The organism is Streptomyces sp. NPDC088252 (assembly GCF_044740965.1).
Classification (GTDB): Bacteria; Actinomycetota; Actinomycetes; order Streptomycetales; family Streptomycetaceae; genus Streptomyces.
The window spans coordinates 431,936-452,325 of sequence record NZ_JBIURS010000005.1 but is presented as its reverse complement, the minus strand read 5'-3'; the positions used below and the strand labels follow the sequence as shown (position 1 = coordinate 452,325).

At 69.3% G+C, this 20,390-nt stretch carries 31 protein-coding genes; 4 read left to right on the top strand and 27 right to left on the bottom strand.

Annotated elements, in window-relative coordinates; genetic code table 11:
- Positions 1 to 36: 36 nt before the first annotated feature.
- The 8 genes from ACIOHC_RS13995 to ACIOHC_RS13960 form a co-directional block, all read right to left on the bottom strand.
- Entirely contained in the window at positions 37 to 417 is a 381-nt protein-coding gene (locus tag ACIOHC_RS13995) for a DUF4326 domain-containing protein (RefSeq protein WP_401842846.1), read from the bottom strand.
- Positions 417 to 635, bottom strand: coding sequence for a DUF6011 domain-containing protein (locus ACIOHC_RS13990; protein WP_401842845.1), 219 nt, complete (start codon positions 633 to 635; stop codon positions 417 to 419). Before ACIOHC_RS13990 ends, ACIOHC_RS13995 begins: the two co-directional genes overlap by 1 nt.
- Positions 632 to 823 carry a helix-turn-helix domain-containing protein gene (locus ACIOHC_RS13985; protein WP_401842843.1) on the bottom strand — a complete coding sequence of 64 codons (192 nt, stop codon included), beginning with the start codon at positions 821 to 823 and terminating at the stop codon, positions 632 to 634. The genes ACIOHC_RS13990 and ACIOHC_RS13985 overlap by 4 nt, the downstream gene beginning before the upstream one ends.
- A 119-nt stretch (positions 824 to 942) precedes the next feature.
- Complete coding sequence (locus tag ACIOHC_RS13980; RefSeq protein ID WP_401842841.1) at positions 943 to 1,263, bottom strand: hypothetical protein; 321 nt, start codon at positions 1,261 to 1,263, stop codon at positions 943 to 945.
- Positions 1,260 to 1,571, bottom strand: a complete 312-nt coding sequence (locus ACIOHC_RS13975) for a hypothetical protein (RefSeq protein WP_401842840.1) — start codon at positions 1,569 to 1,571, stop codon at positions 1,260 to 1,262. The genes ACIOHC_RS13980 and ACIOHC_RS13975 overlap by 4 nt, the downstream gene beginning before the upstream one ends.
- Positions 1,568 to 2,305: a hypothetical protein gene (locus ACIOHC_RS13970; RefSeq protein WP_401842838.1), complete on the bottom strand. Its 738-nt coding sequence runs from the start codon at positions 2,303 to 2,305 to the stop codon at positions 1,568 to 1,570. The genes ACIOHC_RS13975 and ACIOHC_RS13970 overlap by 4 nt, the downstream gene beginning before the upstream one ends.
- Entirely contained in the window at positions 2,302 to 3,075 is a 774-nt protein-coding gene (locus tag ACIOHC_RS13965) for a helix-turn-helix domain-containing protein (protein WP_401842837.1), read from the bottom strand. Before ACIOHC_RS13965 ends, ACIOHC_RS13970 begins: the two co-directional genes overlap by 4 nt.
- Before the next feature lie 160 nt (positions 3,076 to 3,235).
- Positions 3,236 to 5,047: a DNA cytosine methyltransferase gene (locus ACIOHC_RS13960; protein WP_401842835.1), complete on the bottom strand. Its 1,812-nt coding sequence runs from the start codon at positions 5,045 to 5,047 to the stop codon at positions 3,236 to 3,238.
- A gap of 185 nt (positions 5,048 to 5,232) precedes the next feature.
- Here ACIOHC_RS13960 and ACIOHC_RS13955 point away from each other — a divergent pair, with 185 nt between their 5' ends.
- Complete coding sequence (locus ACIOHC_RS13955; protein ID WP_401842833.1) at positions 5,233 to 5,445, top strand: hypothetical protein; 213 nt, start codon at positions 5,233 to 5,235, stop codon at positions 5,443 to 5,445.
- A gap of 222 nt (positions 5,446 to 5,667) precedes the next feature.
- On the opposite strand, the gene ACIOHC_RS13950 is transcribed toward ACIOHC_RS13955, so the two are convergent.
- From ACIOHC_RS13950 to ACIOHC_RS13875, 16 genes are all read right to left on the bottom strand, one after another.
- A complete protein-coding gene (locus ACIOHC_RS13950) occupies positions 5,668 to 6,072 on the bottom strand; it encodes a hypothetical protein (protein ID WP_401842832.1) in 405 nt (134 codons plus the stop codon).
- Positions 6,069 to 6,899 carry a hypothetical protein gene (locus ACIOHC_RS13945; RefSeq protein WP_401842831.1) on the bottom strand — a complete coding sequence of 277 codons (831 nt, stop codon included), beginning with the start codon at positions 6,897 to 6,899 and terminating at the stop codon, positions 6,069 to 6,071. The genes ACIOHC_RS13950 and ACIOHC_RS13945 overlap by 4 nt, the downstream gene beginning before the upstream one ends.
- Entirely contained in the window at positions 6,896 to 7,264 is a 369-nt protein-coding gene (locus tag ACIOHC_RS13940; RefSeq protein WP_389636286.1) for a hypothetical protein, read from the bottom strand. The genes ACIOHC_RS13945 and ACIOHC_RS13940 overlap by 4 nt, the downstream gene beginning before the upstream one ends.
- Positions 7,265 to 7,341: 77 nt before the next feature.
- A complete protein-coding gene (locus ACIOHC_RS13935) occupies positions 7,342 to 8,298 on the bottom strand; it encodes an AAA family ATPase (RefSeq protein WP_389636285.1) in 957 nt (318 codons plus the stop codon).
- 10 nt (positions 8,299 to 8,308) lie between these two features.
- The gene (locus tag ACIOHC_RS13930; RefSeq protein ID WP_401842828.1) at positions 8,309 to 9,133 is read right to left on the bottom strand and encodes a PD-(D/E)XK nuclease-like domain-containing protein; all 825 of its coding nucleotides are present in this window, start codon (positions 9,131 to 9,133) and stop codon (positions 8,309 to 8,311) included.
- A gap of 106 nt (positions 9,134 to 9,239) precedes the next feature.
- The gene (locus tag ACIOHC_RS13925; RefSeq protein ID WP_401842826.1) at positions 9,240 to 9,473 is read right to left on the bottom strand and encodes a hypothetical protein; all 234 of its coding nucleotides are present in this window, start codon (positions 9,471 to 9,473) and stop codon (positions 9,240 to 9,242) included.
- Between the two features lie 102 nt (positions 9,474 to 9,575).
- Positions 9,576 to 10,625 carry a hypothetical protein gene (locus ACIOHC_RS13920; RefSeq protein WP_401842825.1) on the bottom strand — a complete coding sequence of 350 codons (1,050 nt, stop codon included), beginning with the start codon at positions 10,623 to 10,625 and terminating at the stop codon, positions 9,576 to 9,578.
- A 122-nt stretch (positions 10,626 to 10,747) separates the two neighbouring features.
- Positions 10,748 to 11,032: a hypothetical protein gene (locus ACIOHC_RS13915; RefSeq protein WP_401842823.1), complete on the bottom strand. Its 285-nt coding sequence runs from the start codon at positions 11,030 to 11,032 to the stop codon at positions 10,748 to 10,750.
- Positions 11,025 to 11,441, bottom strand: coding sequence for a phiSA1p31-related protein (locus ACIOHC_RS13910; protein ID WP_401842822.1), 417 nt, complete (start codon positions 11,439 to 11,441; stop codon positions 11,025 to 11,027). Before ACIOHC_RS13910 ends, ACIOHC_RS13915 begins: the two co-directional genes overlap by 8 nt.
- Positions 11,438 to 11,743, bottom strand: a complete 306-nt coding sequence (locus tag ACIOHC_RS13905) for a hypothetical protein (protein WP_401842821.1) — start codon at positions 11,741 to 11,743, stop codon at positions 11,438 to 11,440. Before ACIOHC_RS13905 ends, ACIOHC_RS13910 begins: the two co-directional genes overlap by 4 nt.
- The gene (locus ACIOHC_RS13900; protein ID WP_401842820.1) at positions 11,740 to 11,949 is read right to left on the bottom strand and encodes a hypothetical protein; all 210 of its coding nucleotides are present in this window, start codon (positions 11,947 to 11,949) and stop codon (positions 11,740 to 11,742) included. The genes ACIOHC_RS13905 and ACIOHC_RS13900 overlap by 4 nt, the downstream gene beginning before the upstream one ends.
- On the bottom strand, positions 11,946 to 12,278 hold the full coding sequence (locus tag ACIOHC_RS13895) for a hypothetical protein (RefSeq protein WP_401842818.1): 333 nt from the start codon (positions 12,276 to 12,278) through the stop codon (positions 11,946 to 11,948). Before ACIOHC_RS13895 ends, ACIOHC_RS13900 begins: the two co-directional genes overlap by 4 nt.
- Entirely contained in the window at positions 12,275 to 12,871 is a 597-nt protein-coding gene (locus ACIOHC_RS13890) for a hypothetical protein (protein WP_401842817.1), read from the bottom strand. Before ACIOHC_RS13890 ends, ACIOHC_RS13895 begins: the two co-directional genes overlap by 4 nt.
- Positions 12,868 to 13,401 (bottom strand): hypothetical protein, encoded by a 534-nt coding sequence (locus tag ACIOHC_RS13885; protein ID WP_401842815.1) that lies wholly within the window; start codon positions 13,399 to 13,401, stop codon positions 12,868 to 12,870. Before ACIOHC_RS13885 ends, ACIOHC_RS13890 begins: the two co-directional genes overlap by 4 nt.
- A gap of 87 nt (positions 13,402 to 13,488) precedes the next feature.
- Positions 13,489 to 13,755, bottom strand: a complete 267-nt coding sequence (locus ACIOHC_RS13880) for a DNA-binding protein (RefSeq protein ID WP_401842814.1) — start codon at positions 13,753 to 13,755, stop codon at positions 13,489 to 13,491.
- A gap of 5 nt (positions 13,756 to 13,760) precedes the next feature.
- A complete protein-coding gene (locus ACIOHC_RS13875) occupies positions 13,761 to 14,006 on the bottom strand; it encodes a helix-turn-helix domain-containing protein (RefSeq protein WP_389636273.1) in 246 nt (81 codons plus the stop codon).
- 112 nt (positions 14,007 to 14,118) lie between these two features.
- Between ACIOHC_RS13875 and ACIOHC_RS13870 the strand changes: the two genes are divergently transcribed.
- Together ACIOHC_RS13870 and xerC are read left to right on the top strand one after the other, a co-directional pair.
- On the top strand, positions 14,119 to 14,601 hold the full coding sequence (locus ACIOHC_RS13870) for a hypothetical protein (protein ID WP_401842812.1): 483 nt from the start codon (positions 14,119 to 14,121) through the stop codon (positions 14,599 to 14,601).
- A gap of 436 nt (positions 14,602 to 15,037) precedes the next feature.
- Complete coding sequence (gene xerC / locus ACIOHC_RS13865; RefSeq protein WP_401842810.1) at positions 15,038 to 16,324, top strand: tyrosine recombinase XerC; 1,287 nt, start codon at positions 15,038 to 15,040, stop codon at positions 16,322 to 16,324.
- A gap of 29 nt (positions 16,325 to 16,353) precedes the next feature.
- On the opposite strand, the gene ACIOHC_RS13860 is transcribed toward xerC, so the two are convergent.
- The gene (locus ACIOHC_RS13860) at positions 16,354 to 17,151 is read right to left on the bottom strand and encodes a carbohydrate ABC transporter permease (RefSeq protein ID WP_389636270.1); all 798 of its coding nucleotides are present in this window, start codon (positions 17,149 to 17,151) and stop codon (positions 16,354 to 16,356) included.
- A gap of 125 nt (positions 17,152 to 17,276) precedes the next feature.
- On the opposite strand from ACIOHC_RS13860, the gene ACIOHC_RS13855 reads away from it, so the two are divergent.
- Entirely contained in the window at positions 17,277 to 18,143 is an 867-nt protein-coding gene (locus ACIOHC_RS13855; RefSeq protein ID WP_351073842.1) for an aminoglycoside phosphotransferase family protein, read from the top strand.
- 61 nt (positions 18,144 to 18,204) lie between these two features.
- Here ACIOHC_RS13855 and ACIOHC_RS13850 read toward each other — a convergent pair whose 3' ends face one another.
- A complete protein-coding gene (locus ACIOHC_RS13850) occupies positions 18,205 to 18,933 on the bottom strand; it encodes a 3'-5' exonuclease (RefSeq protein ID WP_351073843.1) in 729 nt (242 codons plus the stop codon).
- Positions 18,934 to 19,011: 78 nt separating this feature from the next.
- On the bottom strand, positions 19,012 to 20,244 hold the full coding sequence (locus ACIOHC_RS13845) for an SAV2148 family HEPN domain-containing protein (RefSeq protein ID WP_351073844.1): 1,233 nt from the start codon (positions 20,242 to 20,244) through the stop codon (positions 19,012 to 19,014).
- Positions 20,245 to 20,390: the final 146 nt, after the last annotated feature.

The following is a 20,390-nucleotide window of genomic DNA, read 5'->3' as shown; positions in this document are numbered from 1 at the left end:
ACGGCCCCGGTATCAGCGGGGCCGTCCAGCTGTGCGTCACGGGGTGGGTGCGTTGGCGAGTTCGAGGAGCACCGCGGCGTGGCAGTGGTCGGGCTCGCCGTCGGCAGGGAGCGGGCAGGTGCATGCAAGGTCCTTGCCGCGGAGCAGGTGAAGTTCGGCGAGGACGCGACGCCGGTCGAAGGTCTGCTTGCCGATCCGGTAGGTCTCCTCGTGCCAGCCGCCTTCGGTGCCGACGCGCAACCACTCGCGGTAGTTGACGGCGCAGGCGCTGCGGGGTTCGCCCATCTCGGCGTCGATGGCGTCCTTGATCAGGAACGGGTTTCCGAAGCGGGACGGGCGGCTGACGATCACAGCGTTCTCGGGGAGCCGCCACCCCTTGGTGCGACGGCGCTGGATACGGACGGGTCGTTCGGTCATCAGAGGCTCCAAAGGGTGGGTTGGTGGTCCCGTAGCGGGATTTCGACTTGTCCGGGGATAGGCGGCTCGGCGGCGGGGAGGCCCACGAAGGCCCCTGTGTGCCCGCGTAACAGCCGCGCGCAGTGCGGGCCGAGCCCACGGGCGCGAGACGTCTGAGAGCGCAGGAGACGGCGACAGGCGGCGCAACGCGGGGGCAAGGCGGCGGAGTCGGGGGTCACCGTGCGCCCGCCTTCCGGTCCTTGGACCGCCACCGCTCGACCGTGCGCTGGTCAACACCGACGATCCGAGCGACCTCACGGGCGGGAACCTTCCGCTCGGCAAGACCGCGGGCAATGAGCACACGCTCCAACCGGGTCAGTCCTTCGGCCGGCCGCCGCTCGCTGACGATCAGATCCACGTCCTGCATGTCTGCGGTCCCCCACTGGGTGAAGTGCGGGTCGCCCCACCTGCGTATCCGAGTCCGATGCGTTTGGCAGAGCGTGCTGTGGTGAGCGCGGGGCCTGCCGCAGCCTTCGATGCGGCAGGTCATGCGGAGCTCCTGTCAGCTTCGGTGTACCGCTGGTGGTGGACGGCGCCGCCTTCGAGGGCCCGGCCGTTGTTGTGGCAGGGGACGGTGGGCTCGACCTGGCAGGCGGGGCAGCAGGCGATGGTGCGGGCGCGGGCTGCGACGCGCTGCGGGTGCGGCTCGGCCAGCGCCCTTCCGTTCGAAGGGACTTGGCAAGGCTTGTGGGCGGCGACGCCGCAGTGCGGGCAGGGGAGGCTGCGGGCGGGGTGCTGGCCGGCCCGCATGAAGTGGCGGAGGCTGTCGGGCATCGGGGCGGTGGCGCCGTAGCGGGTGGTCTTCACTGGTCCTCCTTGGTGGTGGGGTGGCAGCCCCCGCAGTGGCAGGGGTCGTTTTTCGCGCCGATTCCGGCCCGGTACTGGTCGAGGGCTTCGGCCCACGCGCCGGGCGGCTGGGGTTTCAGCGGGTCGGGCGGTCTGGTGCCGGTTGGCCAAGCACCGGGCCGGTGACCGGGCGGTGGCGGGGGCTTCACCGCGGGCGGGGCAACCTTCCGGGACTTGCCGATGCTGATCTGGGCCCGCATGAACGCCCGCAGGTCGCCGTGCTTGCGCATCTCGCGGATGTCGTCCGGGTCCGTTTCGGGGCCGTTCATGACGCCGCCTCCCCGCGGGTCTCGTCCTGGTTGGCACTCATTCGCTCCAAGGCGGCGAGGGATGCGGCGCGGCGGCGCTCGATCTCCTCGGGCGTCTCCAGGGATGCGGGTTCGCCCCGGGCGACGCGACCGCGGGCAGCGTGCGGGTTCCGGAGCTGCCTCGGCCGCCGGTTGCCGCCGAACTCCCCTGCGTTGCAAGGGTTTCCGATAGCCGCCTTGCAGGTCGGGCAGTCGACGCCGAGCGGTCCGGGCCGGCGGATGGCGGAGACCTCGTCCGACGGCTCCTCGCCTGGCTCGTTCGGAACGGCGCGGCCGATGAGGTCGGTAAGCGCCTGCATGTCGCGGGCCTTGCCAGAAGGAATCGCAAGATTCTCGGGTGCGGCAGGGCGTTCGCCGTTCGCGGTGGCTTCCAGCTGGTCGCGGAGTCGCCGGAGGTAGTGCGGGTCTTCATCGCCGGGTGGCGGCTCGTAGATGAAGTCGGCCACCCGCTCGGCGCGGATCTTGCGGGCGATACCGATGATGTCGGGCGTCGTGACCCGGCGCCGCTGGTCCGGTTCCAGGCTGGCCATGTCCTTGGCGTAGAACCGGGTGAGGGCCTGCTCGGCTACGGGGTAGGTGACGTTCGCGGCGTTGAGGTCGGCGTGCCAGGCGAGGATGTCGGCGTCTCCGACGGTGCGTTGGTCGCGGGCTGCGGCGAGGCCGAGGAGCCCGCCCGCTTCTTCGAAGCTGATCACTGGTTCTCCCGGGTCTGTGCGTCATGGATGGCCTGGAGGCGGCGACCGGCCTCAAGGGCCTGCTGCACGCGGGCGTCAGTTGTGGAGGGGCGGCGGGCCGCGGCGAGGGATACGACGTTCGTGCCGTCGACCGCAGCGGGTAGTACGTCCTGCTGGCGGATCTCCGAGAGGGCAAACTGGAGGGTTCCGCCGGTGACGGGCTTCGAGAGGTCGCCGAGGCGAACGAGGGCTTGCCAGAGGACTGCGGGCTCAAGGCCGTTACGAAGCGCGTCGGAGATGGCGCGGCGAATCGTGCTCTTGCCCTGCGCGGTGGTGCGGCCGTACTGCTCCCACCACTTGGTGAACATCTGCTCGTTGACGCCCCGCGGTTCGAGCTCGCGCGCTGAGGGGTTCTCTGACGGTTCTACTGGGGGTTCTACTGGGGGTTCGGGTGAACTCTGGACGGGGTTTCTGGGCGCAAAGTGCGGGGTTTCTGTCGCAGAGTTCGGGGTTTCTGCTTCAAAGTTCGGGGTTTCTTCGGGCGATACCCCGTCAGATGTGCGGGGTTCCTGGTCAGTAACCCCGTCAGATGTGCAGGGTTTCGGGATGATCCGGTACCGGTTCGAGCGGTGCCGGCCGCCACCGTTCTCGACGTTCAGCTCGCCGTCCTTGACGAGAGTGGCGATCCCCTTCTGTACGGCTCGCGGGGACAACCGGGTCCGCTCTGCCAGGTCATCGATGGACGGCCAGCAGAACCCGTTGTCGTCCGCCCGGTCGGCCAGGGCGAGCATGACCAGCCGGGCCCCATTCCGGGACTCCGAACGGGCCCACACCCAGTTGGTGACCTTGATGCTCACGGGATCTTCCTTAAGGCGGTATGGATAGGTCTGCCGGTTACGGCCCGCGGGCCGCGGTCAGGTCAGGTGGGGGCCGTTCGCGACCGGGGGCGGGTCATGCGGCGGCTGTCAGCTGCGGCTCGGCGTACCGGTCGAGTTCCTCGCCTGTGATCGCTTCGACGAGGGCGCAGAGGATGACCTCGGCGGCATTCGGCGTGACGGCGTTCCCGTACTGCCTCACGCGCTCGCGCTTCGACCCGAGGACGATGTACTGGTCGGCGAAGCTCATGGCCCGGCCGATCTCGTGGGGTTCGAGCATCCTGAACAGCACGTCGTTGATGTCGACGTCGCCAGAGACGAGCGCGTACCGGTCGCGGGTTGAGAGGGTGCCGACGGGCTCGGCCACAGGCTTCGCTGAGCCGTTGCCGTAGTACGGGACGAGCAGGTGCTCCCAGGTGACGAGGGACTGGTGGCCAGCCGTGGTAAGAGTGCGGAAGTGCTCGGCCGCGGTAGTGCAGTGCTCGCCTCCGTCGCCCTTGCTGCCGTTGTTCCGCATGACCATGGCCGGGATGTCCGGCGTCACGAGCCCGTGGTGGTTGCCGTTCGCGGACACGGTGCCGAGCGCGTCGTGGATGGACCGGCCGCGGAGCTGGTCGCCACCGCCCCGCATGGTGACCATGAACGGGAGCCAGGCGAGGCCAGTCTCATTGCGCGCGGTCTGGGTGCGGAGCGGGCTGTTCGCGGAGGCAGGCTCCTTGCCGTCGCGCCCCTCGACGGGGATCAGCAGCGGCGGGATGGCGATGCCGTCGTTCTCCCGGGTGGTGCGGCACGGCATCGCTTCGGAGACCGGGGTGGGTGCCTCCCGCCAGGTGCCGCCGGCCGGGACCATGAACGGCTCGTAGGCCATGGCCTTGGTCGACGTGGTGGTCTGCGTGGTGAGCGGCGCATCGACGGGCCAGGTGCGGACGCCGGGCCGCCGCTCGAAGGTGTTGCCTGCGGCTTCGAGGGTGATGGGCCGGGCGAACTTATCGAGGCCGGCCTGGATACGGGCGAGGGTCTTGTCGGCGAGGGGCTTGGCCCGGTCGCCGATGCGCTGGCCGGGCAGGGTCCAGTCGATCGCGACTGCGGCGGGCAGCACTTCGGGCTCTACGATCTGGTTCCGGCACTTCGTCTGCGGGCACCGGTACACGTACTGCTGGCGGTACCGGCCCATGTCGGCGCCGCGCTTCTTGAAGACCTGCATGGCACGCACCCACTCGCCGCACCCGGTGCACCAGGCGCGGGGCCGCAGCCACTTGTTCCAGTCCGGGGTCCGGCCGAGGGACTCGTGCCAGTAGCCGACGTACAGGCGGTCGCGGGATTGCGGGGCCTTCTTGACGGCACGGGGGTCGGCGTGCATGGAGTTCAGGGCAATGACCCGGGTTTTGTAGCCGAGCTTGTGGAGCTCGCCGAGCCACCGGTCCCACTGGTCCCAGGCTCGGACATCGACGACGTTCTCGACGACGCCCGCCTTGACGAGTCCGCCGCGCTCCTGGACGCCACGAAGGTACAGCGGCACTTCCTCCATGAGCGCGCGGGAGCGTTCGACCTCCTCGGACGGGGCCAAGAAGTCGTCGAACAGGTCGCCCTGCAGACTGGTCGCGAAGTCGCGCTTCTTGCCGCGGGCGTTGGACCACTGCGGGCATTCCGGTGATGCCCAGAAGATGTCGGTCACGGGCCACCGGTCGACGGGGGCCTCACGGATGTCGCCCCGGTAGTGGTCGACCTCGGGGAAGTTCGCGGCGTGCGACTCGATCGCCCGCTCCCAGTGGTTCGCGGCCCGCTCCACCCGGACGCCCGGGATGGCGTGGGCTCCCTGGCTGCTGCCGCCTGCTCCGCAGAACCAGTCCATGACGGTCAGGGCGTCGTTGTCGTTTCGGTAGGCCACTGGTGCCCCTTCTTGAGGTACGTCGAGGCGAGGCAGGGGAAGTTGCCCGCCTCAAGCACTCGGTGTGTAGCTACACAGTAAGCATTCGTGTAGCTACACAGCAAGCGACAATCGCCGCGACTTGTAGCTACACACTCCGCGATCCGCTGTTGCCGCATGTAGCTACGTGCGGCTACGGTTGCGGCATGTCCGAGAACCCCCCGCACACGCCGGCGCGCCAGATGCGCATCCCAGACGACGAGTGGCTCCCGTTCGACGCCGCTGCGAAGACCCAGGGCCTGACGCGCGCCGCAGTCGTCCGCGATCTGGTCCGCTGGTACCTGCGCCGGCCGGGGGCCAAGCTGCCTGCACGCCCTGACGCAGGTCCGTGGTCCGTTCCCACCGAGTCCTCCGACTGACACGTCCCCTCCCTTCCTGCCCCGCGTCGCCGCGGGGCTTTGTCGTGTGCGTTCAGGCGGTCTGGGTGCCGGGTGCGTGATCCACGCAGCGCCACCCGCAGGCGTAGAACCGGGCCGGTTTGCCGCACGGGGTGACTCCGGCGCTGCACCGGTGCGGGACGGGCCGGCGGAGCGCCGGGGGCCGAAGCCGACCGGTGTCCGGGTCGCGGTTCGGGTCGGTGCTCATGCGGCGGCCTGGAGCCTGGCGTTGCGCTCGCGCTTGGCGGCGCTGGCCCCGTTTTTGCAGGTGCGGCAGCGGCAGCCCTTGGTGTAGCCGGAGCGGCCGTGGGTGGCGCCGCCGATGTCGATCGGGTCCGGGTCGGGGGGCTTGGCCGGCGCCGCCCACCCGTTGTTCTGCCAGCCGACAACGGTCTCGCGGGCGCATCCGACGCGCAGCCCTGCTTCGGCAAGGCAGATACCGCGGGCGACGAGTTGCCGGGCCACTTCCACGCGTTCGGCGAGGGTGAGTTCGGCAGGCTCGCCATTCATGGCGCGCTCGATGGCGATGTAGTCGAGGTCGCCGTTGAACGTGGCGGTGGTCGACGGGTGCATGTACACGGTGGCGGCGCCGGGCCGGGTGGCGATCACGCTGCCGCCTCGAAGTTGGTACTGAGGACGCGGTCGATGTAGGAACGGTTCTTGCCGAGTCGTTCGGCGGCCTGCGTGCGGTTGAGGCCGCCAACCCTGATCAGCCACTGAGCTTCTTCGGCGAGGATCTCCGCCTGGGTGACCTTGTACTCAGGGGTGAAGTGCGGGTCGTCGATGGCGCCGGTCTCGTCCCAGTACTTCGGCGGCGGCCACCGCTTGGCCGCGGCCCGGTTGCGCGTCCTGTTCGCAACGTTCTTCGAGACGCCGTTACGGCGGGCGCTGCGGTGACGAAGGTCGTCGTAGGTGGTGGTGATGGCCTGAGCAGTGCTGGCCAAGACCGTGGGCTGCCGAGTGAGGGTGCTGATGTGGCGCGGGCTGAGTCCGGCACGGCTGGCTACGTGTTCGGTGGGCCAGCCGATGGCGGCGAGGGCTTGGATGCGGCGCCTCAGCCCGGTGGCGTCGACCTTGGCGGGGGTGATTTCGTTGATGTCGAGCGCGAGGAACCGCGCGGCAACTTCGGGAGTAATGCGCCGGCGCCGCGGTTCGCTGTTCCCGTAGCCGTGCTGGGTGTAGATCCGAACCTTCGCGTACTCCATGCCGGCGAGTGCGGCGACGCGGTAGATGGTGATGCCCGCGGCGTGAAGCGCGAGGAGGTGCTGGCGGACGGGTTCGGCGTCGATGAGCGTGTCCCACGTACCGGCGGCCTGAGCGAGTCGGCGGGCCCGGTTCTGCTGGGTGTAGCGCTCAACGCACTCGGGGCGGCGGCAGTGGTAGTCGACGTAGCAGGTCAGCTTGTCGTGGTGCGGGGCTTCCTTGTGGGCGGTCATGCCGCACGCTCCGCTCGTCCGGCTCGGCGCTGGACGGCGACGGCGTGTCCCTTGTCGGTGAGGGCCCAGACGGCCAGGCGGTGGCCGTGGGTGGCGGGCGAGGTGGAGGGGACGGCCCGGCCGGTGTGGGCGATGATCCCGCCGGTGCGCAGCGAGTTGATGGCGGCGCCGAGGAATCCGTGCCCCATCTCGGGGAGGACTCGGCGCATGTCGTTGGCGGTGAAGGTGCCGTTGGCCAGGCCGTAGTGGAAGGCGGCCTGCTCGACGAGAAACTGGTCCCAGCTGGACTGGGCGGCTATGTCGGCGAGCAGCAGGTCCTTCTCGGCGGACGCGAGACGCTCGGCGACGGTGAGGCGACGGGTCATGACGTGTTCCCTTCCGTGTGGTGTGCTGGGTTCCGGGGCCGCCCGCATTGCCCGCGGGCGGCCCCATGCGCGGGCTGTTACGAGGCGGTCTTGAGCGCGGTGCCGCGCTCCTTGATGAGGTCACCGAGGCTGATCGGCTTGCCGGTTTCCGGGTGCAGCAGCGGGGTGGCGAGGGCGCTGGCCGCTTCGACCTCGCGGTAGAGCGCGAGCAGGCTGTCCGCAGTGGCCTCCGACGCGGTGGCGGCATCGACCCAGATGCTGGGGTCGGTCTCCTTGGCGCCGTCGCGGAGCCAGTCGAGGTAGAGCTTGGCGATGTCGCGCGCCCCGTCCGGCTGGTCGAGGACCAGGCCCCGGAACGCGGGGCAGCGGGACTTGATGAAGCGCAGCCGATTCGCCTTGTCCATCTCGGCCGCGACACCGAACTCGAACTCGATGCCGCGGCGCTGCTCGGCGCGCATGCCCTTGTTGACCGGCTGCCCGTTCTCCAGGACCCAGTCGGTGTAGGACCGCATCGTGACGACGACGTGCCCCGGGTACGACATGAGCGCTTCGATCATGTCGTTCTGGAGCGGGGTGCCGTCCTTCCAGCCGGCGAACTTGTTGCCGCCGTACTTGGACTTGGCCTTGTCGACCTGGTCGAGGGTGCCGTCGGTGCCCTTCCAGAAGTGGCTGAGGGAGTCGACCATCACGACCGGGTATCCGGCCTGGGCTGCGGCAGCGAGCGCCTTCTGCAGGTCGCGCGGGTCGTACCGATGCATGGGCAGGGTGTCGAAGGCGACGCCGAGGTCATTGACGTACAGGGCGGCGGCGCCGCGTTCGGTGTCGATGACGGCGAATCGTCGGCCCTCGGCGAGGCCGCTGGCGACGGACAGCCCGGTCCATGTCTTGCCGGATCCGGACGGGCCCTGGATGGCGACGGTGGCGGTGAAGCCGTCCTTCGTGGCGGGCCGGAAGACGAACGGTCCGTCGTCGTACTCGTCGGCGGTTGCGGTCTGCGGGCGGCCGACGCGGGTCGGCGGGGGCAGCTGGTTCATGGTGGTTCTCCTAGGCGTACTGGCGCTCAAGCCAGGCGGGCGGCGAGATGAACGCGGTGGCGGTGCTGTAGGCCGGCCAGTAGTCGGCGGCCCGGCAGGACTCGTAGAGGAACAGGGCCTGCTCGCTGACCTGGTGGGCGATGTTGCGCCACAGGTCGAGGCGGGCGACGGTCACCAGGTAGGGCGGTTCCTTCTCCTGGAAGATGAAGGGGAACGGGGCCTGCCGCGGGAGCAGTCCGAGGGCGTCGGCGCCGCGGCGGTACCAGTCCTCCTGGACGTGATAGCCGTGCTCCTGGACGGCCTTCTGTATGGCGTCCGGGTGGGCGGAGCGGGCCGTCTTGTAGTCGACGAGCTGGTCGTCTCGGAGCCAGTCGACGCGCGCCCGGCACCAGACGTTGCCGATGGGCCAGAAGAGGGTCTGCTCGGCCTGGCCGCTGTCGGGGTGGAGGAGGTCGGCGGCCTCGGGGTGCTGGGTGAGGGCGGTCGCCATGTCGTGGACCCGCTCAAGGTCGGCCCGCTTCAGCGGGATGTCCCCCGCGGCGCGGATCTCGGCGACCCGAGCCTTGGTGGCGTCCGTGTTCCAGAACAGCTCGTCGACGAGCACGAGTTCCGGCCCGTCGCCCAGGACGAGCTTGTGGGCGGCGGTCCCGAAGTCGAACGCCTGCTTGTACGGCTGCTGGTGGTCGAGGTCGTACCGGAACTTCGCCGGGCACTTCGACGTCAGGGTGCGGGCCCCGGTCGACGAGAGGCTGCCGCCGGGGACCGGGTCGGCGTGGTACATCTCGGCGGGGATGTCGTAGACGCCGGGGATGACGTCGTCGGCGACCGCAGTCACTTCGTGCCGTCCTGTTCGTCGAGGCAGTCTTCGCACACGGGCCCTTCGGGCTGCCGGGAGAACGGCCCGGCGGTGTTGTCGCAGCGGACGCAGGCGATGGGGGCCACTAGAACGGGGCTCCTTCCGGGCACTGGCGGCGGGTGCGGAACCAGAGCGGGACGGACCAGGTACGGAGCTGGTCGAGGCACAGGCACTCGTCCCAGTCGGCGCCGAAGCCGTTGGGCATCCAGCCGCCGCCGCCGCCAGAGCAGTCGGGGCAGTTCGGGTCGGGTTCGCGGGTGATGTGGATGGCGCGCTGGTGCAGCTCTGCTGTCCAGCGGCCGATGCGGATAGGGCTCATATGGGCCTCCGGTTGGCGTGTGGTGCCACGGGCCGCCATGGGGGTCGGCGGCCCGCGGCTGGCAGACGGAGCGGGGGCTCTACGGCTGCCGGTCGGGGTGGGTCAGGCGGCCGGTGCGGCCTCGGCGGCCCGCTTGGCTGCGAGCTTCTGGAGGTGGGCCTCGTAGTCGTCGTGCCACTTCTGCGGGTCGTGGCCGGCCGCTTCGGCGATGCTCCAGGCGGTCTCGCTGAAGTCCCCCGCGTCCAACTCCTCGGCCAGTTCGCCAACCACCTGTTCGGCGAGCCTGGGATCCGCCTGGTGCAGGGCGGCGAGGAATCGGTAGGCGGACCATGCGTTGACTCCCGCGATGGCGAATGAGGCCATCGCTCCGGAGTCATCACTAGGGGCGCCAAGCAGGTCGCTGGTGGAGCGAAGCGTCTGCTGGAGCAGGCTCGCGACCGTGCCGGGGACCGACGTGTCGGTCTCGTAGTACGGCCGGTCTTGCTCGGCGGGCATGTCCGTTGCCATGTCGAGGCCGTCGGCGCCCTGGAGGAGCGTCCAGCCCCAGGCGTTCTGCGCTTCTCCGAAGGTCTGCTGCTTGACCGGGCTGACCCCCGAGTAGCGGGCGGGCACCTGTGCGCCGATGAAATCGTCCGCAAATACGGCGATGGCCTTGTCCTCGGCGGCGACCCGGACACGGATGTTGTCGCCTGCCTCAGCCCAACGGGCCAGGAAGCCGGAGTTCAGGGCCGGGAACAGCTCCTCGCTGCCGGGCTGGTTGACCACGCCGCGGATCAGGCCCCGCCAGTCCGGGAACTCCTGGCTGTCCGTGACCGGGATGCGCATCTCGGTGTGAGGGGTGGCGAAGACGAGGCGACCGACCTTGGTGCTGATCGTGACGCCGAACTGGCCTTCCTGTGTGCTGATCCACTCGCGAAGGGTGCGGAGGTACGAAGCGGGGACCGTGCGGGCGAGCGGCTCGCCGTTCTGCTCTCCGTCGTGGCGGTAGCGGGCGACGGCCACGGTGTAACGGTCGGTGGCAACGGCGTACAGGTAGGTCGAGTCGACATCCAGCCGGATGCCGTGCAAGACCTCGGTGTACTCGCTGCCAACGTGGCCGCGGACCTTGTCGATGAGGCGTCCGAGCTGGTGGGCGTTGATGGTGACGGACATGCTGTCTCCTGGGATGCTTGGTGGTGGACGCCCCGCCACTTCGATTGGCGGGGCTTCTGCGTGGTGCGCCGGGCCAGCCGGTCAGGTCACGGCCGGCCCGGCGGGTCAGGCGGCGGTGGCGTTCACGAGGCGGTCGCGATGTGCGGGCATTTCGCTGCCAGGTCGATCTCGGCCTGGTAGCGGTCCCAGGACATGAGCTCGACCCGGTAGCCCTGGCGGGTGTACTTGTCGCGTTCACGCTTCGTCGGCCAGATCTCGGCGAGGGCCTGGCCCTCCGTGGCGTGCGCGGTATCGCCATAGCCGGCGGTAAGGGCTCCGCACGGGCAGCCACAGGGCGCCCAGGTGATCCACACGCACTTGGCGAGCGGGACGGTGGAGTCCTCGATCTGGACCATCAGCTCAGGCATTACGGGCCTCCTTGAGGCTGCGGATGAAAGCGCGGAACCCGGTCTGCTCCAGCGGGCTGGATGCGAGGACCCGGCCGGGCGCCTGCGGGATGGTCTGGGCGGCGAGGCGTGCACCGAACGCGGCGGGCGTCTCTACGTACCCGGAGGCCACGGTGTCGGCGTAGTCCGGGTCGACCGCAGCCCGGTACTGGCCCGCCGTCGGCCGGGGCGAGATCGGGATCAGCGGGCCGTGGTCGCGGTACACCGTCGGCAGCGGGAGCTCGGTCTGGCAGTCGGAGCGGTCCGAGCGGCACCGGAGCAGCGGCTCGCTGTCGGCCCAGGTGCCCGACCACGTCCACTCGACGCCCAGGACATCGGCGTGCGGGACGTCCAGGTCGAAGGTCACGCCGTCGTGCAGGTACGGGGTCATGACGCCTCACCGGCCTCGGCCTTGAGGCGGGCGATCTCCTTGCGGGCGGCTTCGAGCTCGTCGGCAGTGGTGCGCTGCTGATCAGCTCGCACTGCGATCTCATCACGCCAGGCAGTCACTGCCTTGGCGAACCAGTCAGCGACCTTCAGCTGCTCGTCGGTGCTGAGCTCCGAGTCGAGCTGGAAAGTGATGTGGCCAGGCCGGTTCTCGCCGTCCGGCTCCACGTACAACACAGGATGCACAGACGCCTTGCCCCGGAAATGGGCTTTCGCGCCCAGGAAGAATGTGGCGGTGTAGCTCATTGGGTCCCCCTGCGGGTGGTCTTGTGGTGGTGGAGGTCGACGAGCGGCGGGACGGTGCTGCCCGGGTCGGCGTCGTAGAGGAGGTGCCGGTACTCGGCGGCCAGGCCAGCGGCGAGGCGCTCGGCCTTCAGAGCGGTCAGCCCGTCGGCGGCGGCCACCCAGTCGGCGGTCGGCACGTCCACGCGGGCCAGGTCGGTGGCGCTCATGACGTCACCTCGGTCCACTCGCTGATCCGGATGGTGCGCTGGATGGTCGGGGTCGTCTGGAGGACCCGCGCCTCAATCTCGGCGGGGAAGTGGCCCACGGGCCAGACGTTGCCGAGGGCATCACGAAAGGCGGTCTCCACGACGGGGGTCGGCAGGGCGGCCAGCTCGGCGCGGACACGGTCCAGCTCGGCAAGGAGCGTGAGCGCGATCTGATGCAGCGCCTTCTCGGTGCCGCTGTCGTAGGTGGCGACCCGGAGCCCGGACTGCTCGCCGTACTGGGCGAGACGGATCTCCGCAGCGCTCACCGTCAGCTTGTCGTCGGCGCTCATGCCGCACCGCCTGTTGCAAGCTGCTCAGCGGGCTTCTCGGCCGGTTCCGGCTCGGCAGCGACGCGGTGAAGCGCCTCGCATACCTGGTCCGCGCGGAACCACTCGGCGCCCATAGCCTCGGCCTTGCGGGTGAGGCGGGCCGCGAAGTCAGTCAGCGCGTCGGCACGGGCCGTAGCCAGTTCGGCGCGGACACGGTCCAGCTCGGCGAGGAGGTCGGTGGCGTACTGCGCCGATGCCTCAAGCCAGCGGGCGACCGGGTTAGCGACGCCGACGATGCTGTCCGGGTCGTACTCGGTGCGACCGATGGCGAGCGCGTCACCCGAGCGCATCGTCGAGTACTCCTCGCCCTCACGCTGGTCTCGGAACTCCAGGTCGCCGTAGACCACGTAGTCCGTCTCGGGGTCAAGAAGTTCATCGCCCCGGTGGTCGGTCGGCTTGGCGGCGCGCAGCACGTACTGGCGGCCGGAGTGGTCGGTGACGAGCTGCGGGCCACCAGCGTGGCGCGATCCGATCCAGCGCCAGGGAGGCGCGGGAATGGCGTCCAGGCCGGTGCGGATCTCGGCCTCGCGCTGCGGCGACAGGGGGGCGTTCATGCGGCCACCTCGATCACGTCGAGGTGCGTGAGAGCGATGCCGCCGGAGTAGCCCTCGACGAGGGCGACCGGTGTGTGGCCGCCAAGCGTCCATGCCTTGCTGGTCGTCCAGGTGGTGAACCCGTCCTCGCCGTAGACGCCGGGGTACGCCTTCACCGGCGTACCCACCGGGTACCGGGCGTTCCACTGCGCAGAGGTCAGCTCGCCCGGGTCGACCGCGTGGGACCGCACCGAGAAGGTGCCGTCCCGGTGCCGGACGATGGCGTCACCGAAGCGGGCGACGAAGTGGTTCGGGCGCTCGCCGACCCGCAGGCCGGTCACGATCAACTCGCCCTCGACGTTCTCGTGGTACTGCTTCGCGAAGACTCCGCGGCGGTCCAGCCAGTCGTCGACAGAGGCGAGGGTCGACGCGGTCAGAGCCCGGCAGGCCAGGCACGACGCATCGGGGCAGCCGTCGACGTGGAGCTCGGGGTACCTGTGAGAGAACGGGGCAGAGGCCTGAGCCTCAGGGGATGCGATGATGTTGGGCACGGGGCCCGCCTTTCGTCTTGACGTGTGTGGGTGGGTCACGGAGGTCGTCCCGGGCTTGGTCGTGCGGGGCGGCCTCTTTTGCTGCGGTCAGGCAGCGGCGGGGAGGCGACGGCCAGCGCGCCTGCGCTGCCGCGGTTCGGTCCGGGACGCGTTGTGGATGTCGAGCCGGTCCTGCTTGCTCGTCAAGATCCGGCGACCCGGAGTGCTCTTGATGCCAAGAGCCTGCAAGCGCCGACGCACCGTGGGGACGCTGCAGCCGAGGACGAAGGCCGTCTCCTGAACCGTCATGAACTCCTGGTTCAGATCCGCAGGGGCTTCCGGTCGGCCGTACAGCTCGTACTTGCTGCCGTTCATGTGTGTCACTCCTTGGGGGGCGGGACCTCGGGTGGGGTCAGGAGGTCGTATTCGGCCGCGCCGAGGGCTCGACGCAGCCGTGCATAAGGTGCGGGTCGCATATGTGAGCGGGTGCCGTTCTCCAGATGGCTGAGGTAGCGCCTGCTGATCCCCGCGCGTTCGGCCAGCTCAGAGGTTTCGAAACCGGCAGCCATCCGCTTTTCACGGATGACCGTCCCGTCCACCTGGAACGTGGTTGGGGGTTGGTGCATGACTCAAAGTTAGACCTAGTTAGTCCTCATGTCCAGCGCTAGTTAGTCACTGGTCGCGCCAGAGTTAGCCACCAATATCGACCTGGTGAGTCCTAGAGCAAACGTGCAGGTCATGGATTCAGCCTTAGTTGCCGTGTGGCCCTGGCTGGCCCTGGCTGGCCCTGTCAAGATGGGGTTCATGGCCCACCAAGACCCCGCCCGGCTCGCGAAGCACGTCAAGGATCGACGCCTGGAGCTAGGAATCCCCCGCAAGAAGGCTGCTGCGCTCGCCGGCATGTCCAAGGACACCTGGCAGCGCATCGAGGAAGCCGACAACGTTCGACTGATGAGTGTGAGCAAGGTCGACCCAGTGCTCGGCTGGGCCAGCGGCAGCGCCGTCGGCATCCTGGAGGGCAAGGAGCCCATCCTCACCAAGCCGGCAGAAGGCGCGCCGGGCGCCGAGATCTCACAAAGGCCGGTAGCCGACCTTGAAGGCCGCGCCCGTGACGTGATTCAGCTGGCGACGATCGCCACCACGAGCGGCCTCACCGCGGAGGAGATTCGCGAGCTGAGCGACAGGGCGGTACGCGACCTGAAGGCCAACGGATTGATCTGACTGAAGTTCACCCAGTTGGCGTACAACCATTTGTTTTTAAGTTCTCATTGCTACTTTTTCTCCCACCACTTTGGCCACAGGTGGTCCCAACTGACCCTGAACATGGCAGAGTCGAAGCATGCCCTTGGAGGCTCCCGCAACACCCACGCAAGGGGGAGCCATGCAATACAGCGAGCCGCTCATAGTTGACTACGGGCCGAACTTCCTTGGCCATAGCTTTTTGGTCAACAAGAGGATCGTGTGTGTGATCCCCCGCCAGACCAACAGTGCTGCCTCTGCCGCACTGAAGGAGATGGTGAGGGAACTCGGAGGAAACTGTGGCGCCTGCCGCGACTGTCCACTCGGGCAACGCGGCTGACACCATGGAGAACGTCGGGCTGTCTCGGCGGTAGGGGTACCTGCCGAGCACCCGCGTCTCACCTGCCGAGGGGGTTCAATGAGCCGGATTCACCAGCACGTCCACGTCGAGTGGCGGGGCGGCACATGCCGCGTGAAGTGGTGGAGCGGTGAGTACCTGGAGAACGGCCGCAAGCGGTACGAGTCCAAGGGCGGATTCACCGACGAAGAAGAGGCCATTCAGCACGGACTCGACAAGATGTACGAGATCCGCCACGGCACCCACGTCAAGAACCGCGACGGCGCGACGCTCATGTCCGACTGGCTGGACGACTGGCTTGCCGGAATGGATCACAGGCACCTGACCGAGCGCGGCTACCGGTCGGCCATCGAGACACACATCCGCCCGTACTTCGCGAAGCAGAAGGCGTCGGTCGCTGACATCGACATCCTCGCCTACCGAGCGTTCAAGAAGCATGTCCACGGAAAGATGAAGGCGAGCTCGGCAAGAAACGTCATGATGATCTTCGGCATGATCCTCGACGACGCCGTTCCGCGACTCATCAAGACGTCGCCAGTCGAACGCACTAGACGCAGGGGCAAGTTCACGAAGAAGCCCAAGGAGCGCAAGAAGGACATGACGCCCGAAGCTGTCGAGCAGCTCGCCCGCAACGCTCGGACGGTCTTCGGTGAGTCCGGCTACGTCTTCCTCTGGACGATGGCTGCGACGGGCATGCGGCCGGCTGAACTTTTTGGCCTTACGCGGGAGTACTGCTACCCGAACTGGCCCAGCAGCGACCCGCGTGCGGAGCCCGACGAGTTCGAGCGGTACGAGGAGGACGCTGAGCGGTATGGCAAGGGTGGAGACCTGATGCCTGCCATTCGTGTGGAACGCCAAGTTCAGTACTCAGACAGTGAGCTTCAGTTCTTTCCGCCGAAGTACGACAGTCACAGGGCGCTGGTGGTGCCACCGTTCCTCGCGGAGATGCTGGAAGGGCTCCTCTCGTCCCACGGGCACAACTGGGTCTTCCCAGCGATGCAGGGCGGTTCGCTGGGTGCGGTGAACTTCGACTACCGGTACTGGCGGCCGATCGCCGACGGCGCAAAAAAGCGCACCGGACCGCGGACCCGGAAGGCGCGGCCGGCCATTCCCCCGGTCCCGTCTTTCGCAGGTAAGCGGCTGTATCTCGTGCGGCACGGGCACAAGGCCTGGCTCGACGAGGATGGGCACAGCAAGTTTGCTGTGGAGTCCCGGATGGGGCATGAAGTGCCGGGCGTCGAGGGCTTGTACAGCAGCGTGACGGTTCCGATGGAGCGTGCCATCATGAAGACGATGCAGGAGCGTTGGGACGGGCTGCAGGAGCGACTGAGCAGGGAGAAGAGCTAGATCATCTCCCAGATGTTTCCCACTCCCTCTCACCAGATCAAGGAACCTGCAGGTGAGGGCCATTTAGCACCCCAAGTCTTCGACTTCCAGATGAAGTTGAGCGCGGTGATGGAGAGCGCGACGGGTCTGAGCGCGGGCCAGGTGACGGTGCGGAAGCGGCGCCAGGCGCCCGCTCCGTCCAGTGCGGCCGCCTCGTGGAGTTCGTGCGGGGTGTTCTGCAGTCCGGCCAGCAGGGCGACGGTGGTCTGCGGCATGCCGGCCCAGACGCCCACCACGATCACGGCGGGCAGAGCGGTGGCCAGTCCGGTGAGCCAGGCCCGGCCGTCGCCGAGGCCGAGATCGCGCACGGTCTCGTTGAGGACGCCCGCGTCCGGGTGGTAGACGAGCCGCCACATGATGCCGACGACCACTTCCGGCATCGCCCATGGGACGATCGCCAGCGCCCGCGCCAGCCAGCGCAGCCGGAGATTCTGGTTGAGCAGCAGGGCGAGGCCGAGCGCCAGCACGAACTGCGGGACGGTGACACCGACCGCCCAGAGCAGGCCGATGCGGAACGAGTCCCAGAAGAGGGCGTCGTGCAGCAGATCCTGGAAGTTCAGCCCGCCCACCCACTGGGTGGAGCGGGTGCGGCCGGACTGGGCGTCGGTGAGGGCCAGCGCGATGCCGTAGAGGAGCGGGCCGACGCTGAGGATCAGGATCGGGATCAGCGCGGGCAGTACCAGGAACCAGGTGCCCCCGCTCCGGCGCGTCGTCCCGATCCGTCTGCCGTGCGGGCCGCCGGTCGGGCCGTGCCTCCCGGTTCGTACGGTTGCAGTCGCCAATGTCATGAATTCGCCCCCTTGCGTCATTCGATCGGTTTCATACCGTTCTGGCCGCTCAGGTGGCCCTCGTCATCGTGCTGACGGTCCATCGGTTCGTCAAGCGGGCCTGCACGGATGCGAAAATCAGAGACATGAACGAGATGCGTGCGCGCGAGGTGCTGACCGCTGCCGGGCTGTCCGGCGGTGCGGAACTGCTCGCGCTGGGTGAGAACGCGGTGTTCGCCGTGGACGACCTGGTGGTCAAGGTCGGCCGGAACGCCGTGCGGAACCCGGAACTTCGGGACCGGGCCGAGCGCGAGGTGGCTGTCGCGCAGTGGCTGGCCGCCTCCGGGGTTCCCGCCGTACGGGCCGCGGAGCCCGGGGCACGGCTGGTGGAGGGCCACCCGGTGACCCTCTGGCACCGGCTGCCCGACGCAGTACGCCCGGCCGAGCCGCGGGATCTGGCGCACCTGCTCACCCTGGTCCACGCACTGCCCGACCCGGACGGTTTCACCCTTCCGCGCCGTGAGCTGCTGGGCGGGGTCGAGCGCTGGCTGCGGCTCGCGGGCGATGCGATCGACCCGGCCGACGCCGACTATCTGCGTGAACGCCGCGACGGCTTCGCCGCAGCCGCGGCCGCGCTGGTCCCTCATCTTCCGCCCGGCCCGATCCACGGCGACGCGCTCCCCCGGAACGTCCACGTCGGTCCGGACGGGCCGGTGCTGGTCGACCTGGAGACCTTCTCCACGGATCTGCGCGAGCACGATCTGGTGGTGCTCGCGCTGTCCCGGGACCGGTACGGACTGGCGGCCGAGGCGTACGACGCGTTCACCGCCGCCTACGGCTGGGACGTGCGCGCATGGGACGGCTGCGCGGTGCTGCGCGGTGCGCGGGAGACGGCCAGCTGCGCCTGGGTGTCCCAGCACGCGCCGACCAACCCGAAGGCCCTCGCGGAGTTCCGCCGCCGGGTGGCGTCGCTGCGCGACGGCGACACCGCCGTGCGGTGGTATCCGTTCTGACGCCGTGACCAGGACCGTCCGGCGGCCGTCGCACCCCCGGCCCCCGCACCGGCTCGGACTCTCAGCCCGCCACCCGGGCCGGCTCCCGCAGGGGCCAGTGACCGTCGACCACCGCGTCCGCCGTGCCCTTGCGGCGCAGGAACTGCTGGAAGTCGGCCGCCCATTGCGCGTACCACTCCACCTGGCGCTCATGCAGCTCGGCGGCGGTCAGCCCCGCCACCGAGCCGTGCCGCTCGGCTATCGCGTACGCCACCCGGACCGCGGCCAACGCGTCAGCCCCCGCGTCATGGGCGCCGCCGTGCACCACGCCGTACTCGACGCAGACCGCTTCGAGGGTGCGCTTGCCCTTGCGGTAGCGGTCGACGGCCCGGTCGATGGTGTAGGGGTCGATGACGGGTCCGATCCCCGCCCCGTCGAGCCGGTCGCTCAGCGACGGCAGCCCGTGCCGCCGGAGCTCCGCCGTCAGCAGCGTCAGGTCGAAGGCCGCGTTGTACGCGACGACCGGCACCCCCTGGCGCCAGTGGCCGGTGAGTGTCTCGGCGATCTCGTCGGCCACCTCGCGCACCGGTCGGCCCTCCGCCGCCGCCCGCTCGCTGCTGATGCCGTGGATCGCCGAGGCCTGTGCGGGAATCCGGACGCCCGGATCCGCCAGCCAGCTGTGCTGCCGCACCGGCTCCCCGTCCCTGCTCGCGACATCGACGACCGCGGCTGTCACGATCCGGGCCTCCAGCGGTTCCGTACCCGTCGTCTCCAGGTCGAAGCCGACCAGCGCCTCCCGGTGCCAGCTCATCCCGTACCTCCTTCGTGGTGCTCTCCCCCAGGTGATGACCACCCTCGCACGCACCACTGACAACGGAGCGAGGGCCCCTCAGGAGACGGGCCGGGAGTCCGTCCACACGGACTCGAATTCCTCGCGGTACGTCTCGAACAGCCCGTGCTCGTTGTCCTGGCCCGCCCGGACCACCGCACGCCCGCCGCCCCGCAGCACCAGCACGGGTGCCTCCATGCCGCGTGCGCGCCGCAGATACGGCTGGACGACCCCGACCGCGTCCGTCCCGTCGCCGTCGACCAGATAGGCCGTGAAGCGCGGCGTCTCGTCGAAGACATGGATCTCGAAGGCGCCCGGGTCACGGAGCTTGGAGCGGACCCGGCGCATGTGAAGGATGTTCATCTCCACCGACCGGCTCAGCTCACCCTTCTTGAGACCCAGTTCCCGTTCCCGGCGCTTGACCGCGCTGCTCGCCGGGTTGATGAAGAGCAGCCGGACCCGGCAGCCCGACTCGGCGAGCCGGATCAGCCTGCGGCCGGAGAAGTTCTGCACGAGCAGGTTGAGCCCTATGCCGATCGCGTCGAGACGGCGCGAACCGCCGAAGAGGTCCTCGGCGGGCAGCTGGCGCTGGAGGCGCACCCGGTCGGAGTGGACGGAGACCACGTCCGCGTACCGGTCGCCGACCAGCTCCTCGACGGCGTCGACCGGCAGCCGGTCGGACGACGGGACCGCGGCGCCACTGCCCAGGATCTCCAGGAGCCGGGCGGAGGCACGCTCGGCCTGGGCGAGAACGGCCTCGTTCAGGGCGCGGTTGCGGGAGACCACATTGCGCGCGACCTCCAGTTCGTCGAGCGCCAGCTCGACCTCGCGTCGGTCGTCGAAGTACGGTTCGAAGCACGGCCAGTGCTGGACCATCAGCTCGCGCAGCTGCGGCAGCGTGAGGAAGCTGAGCACGTTGTCGTCGGCCGGGTCCAGCAGATAGCCCTTGCGGCGCGAGACCTCGCGCACGGCCACGGCGCGCTGCACCCACTCCTGTCCGGCCGGCCCGGCGGCGGCCACCACCCAGTCCTCGCCGTGGACCGGCTCGTAGATGGGCCGGAGCACCGCGGCGACCACGGCGCGCAGCCGCTGCTCCACGAGATTGAGCCAGATGTAGGCACGTCCGGCCCGCTGGGCGCGCGTGCGCACCTCGCTCCAGGCGTCCGCTCCCCAGTCCAGTTCCGCGCCGATCTCCATGGGCTGCGCAAGCGAGACCGCCCCTGGCGGGGCATCGGTGGATTCCCCCTCGTGACCTGCGTCACCTGGGGGCAGCTCGAACCCTCCCGAGCTCAACCGCGCACCGCCTTCCACTCCCCCACCAACGATCAAGGAAGGGTACTCCGCGAGCGGGAGCCGGTGCAGCCGGATGCACAGGCTGCTTCCTCAACTCCCCTATGACGTACGCATGTTCCTGGGGGCAAGATCTGCCGTAGTGAGCG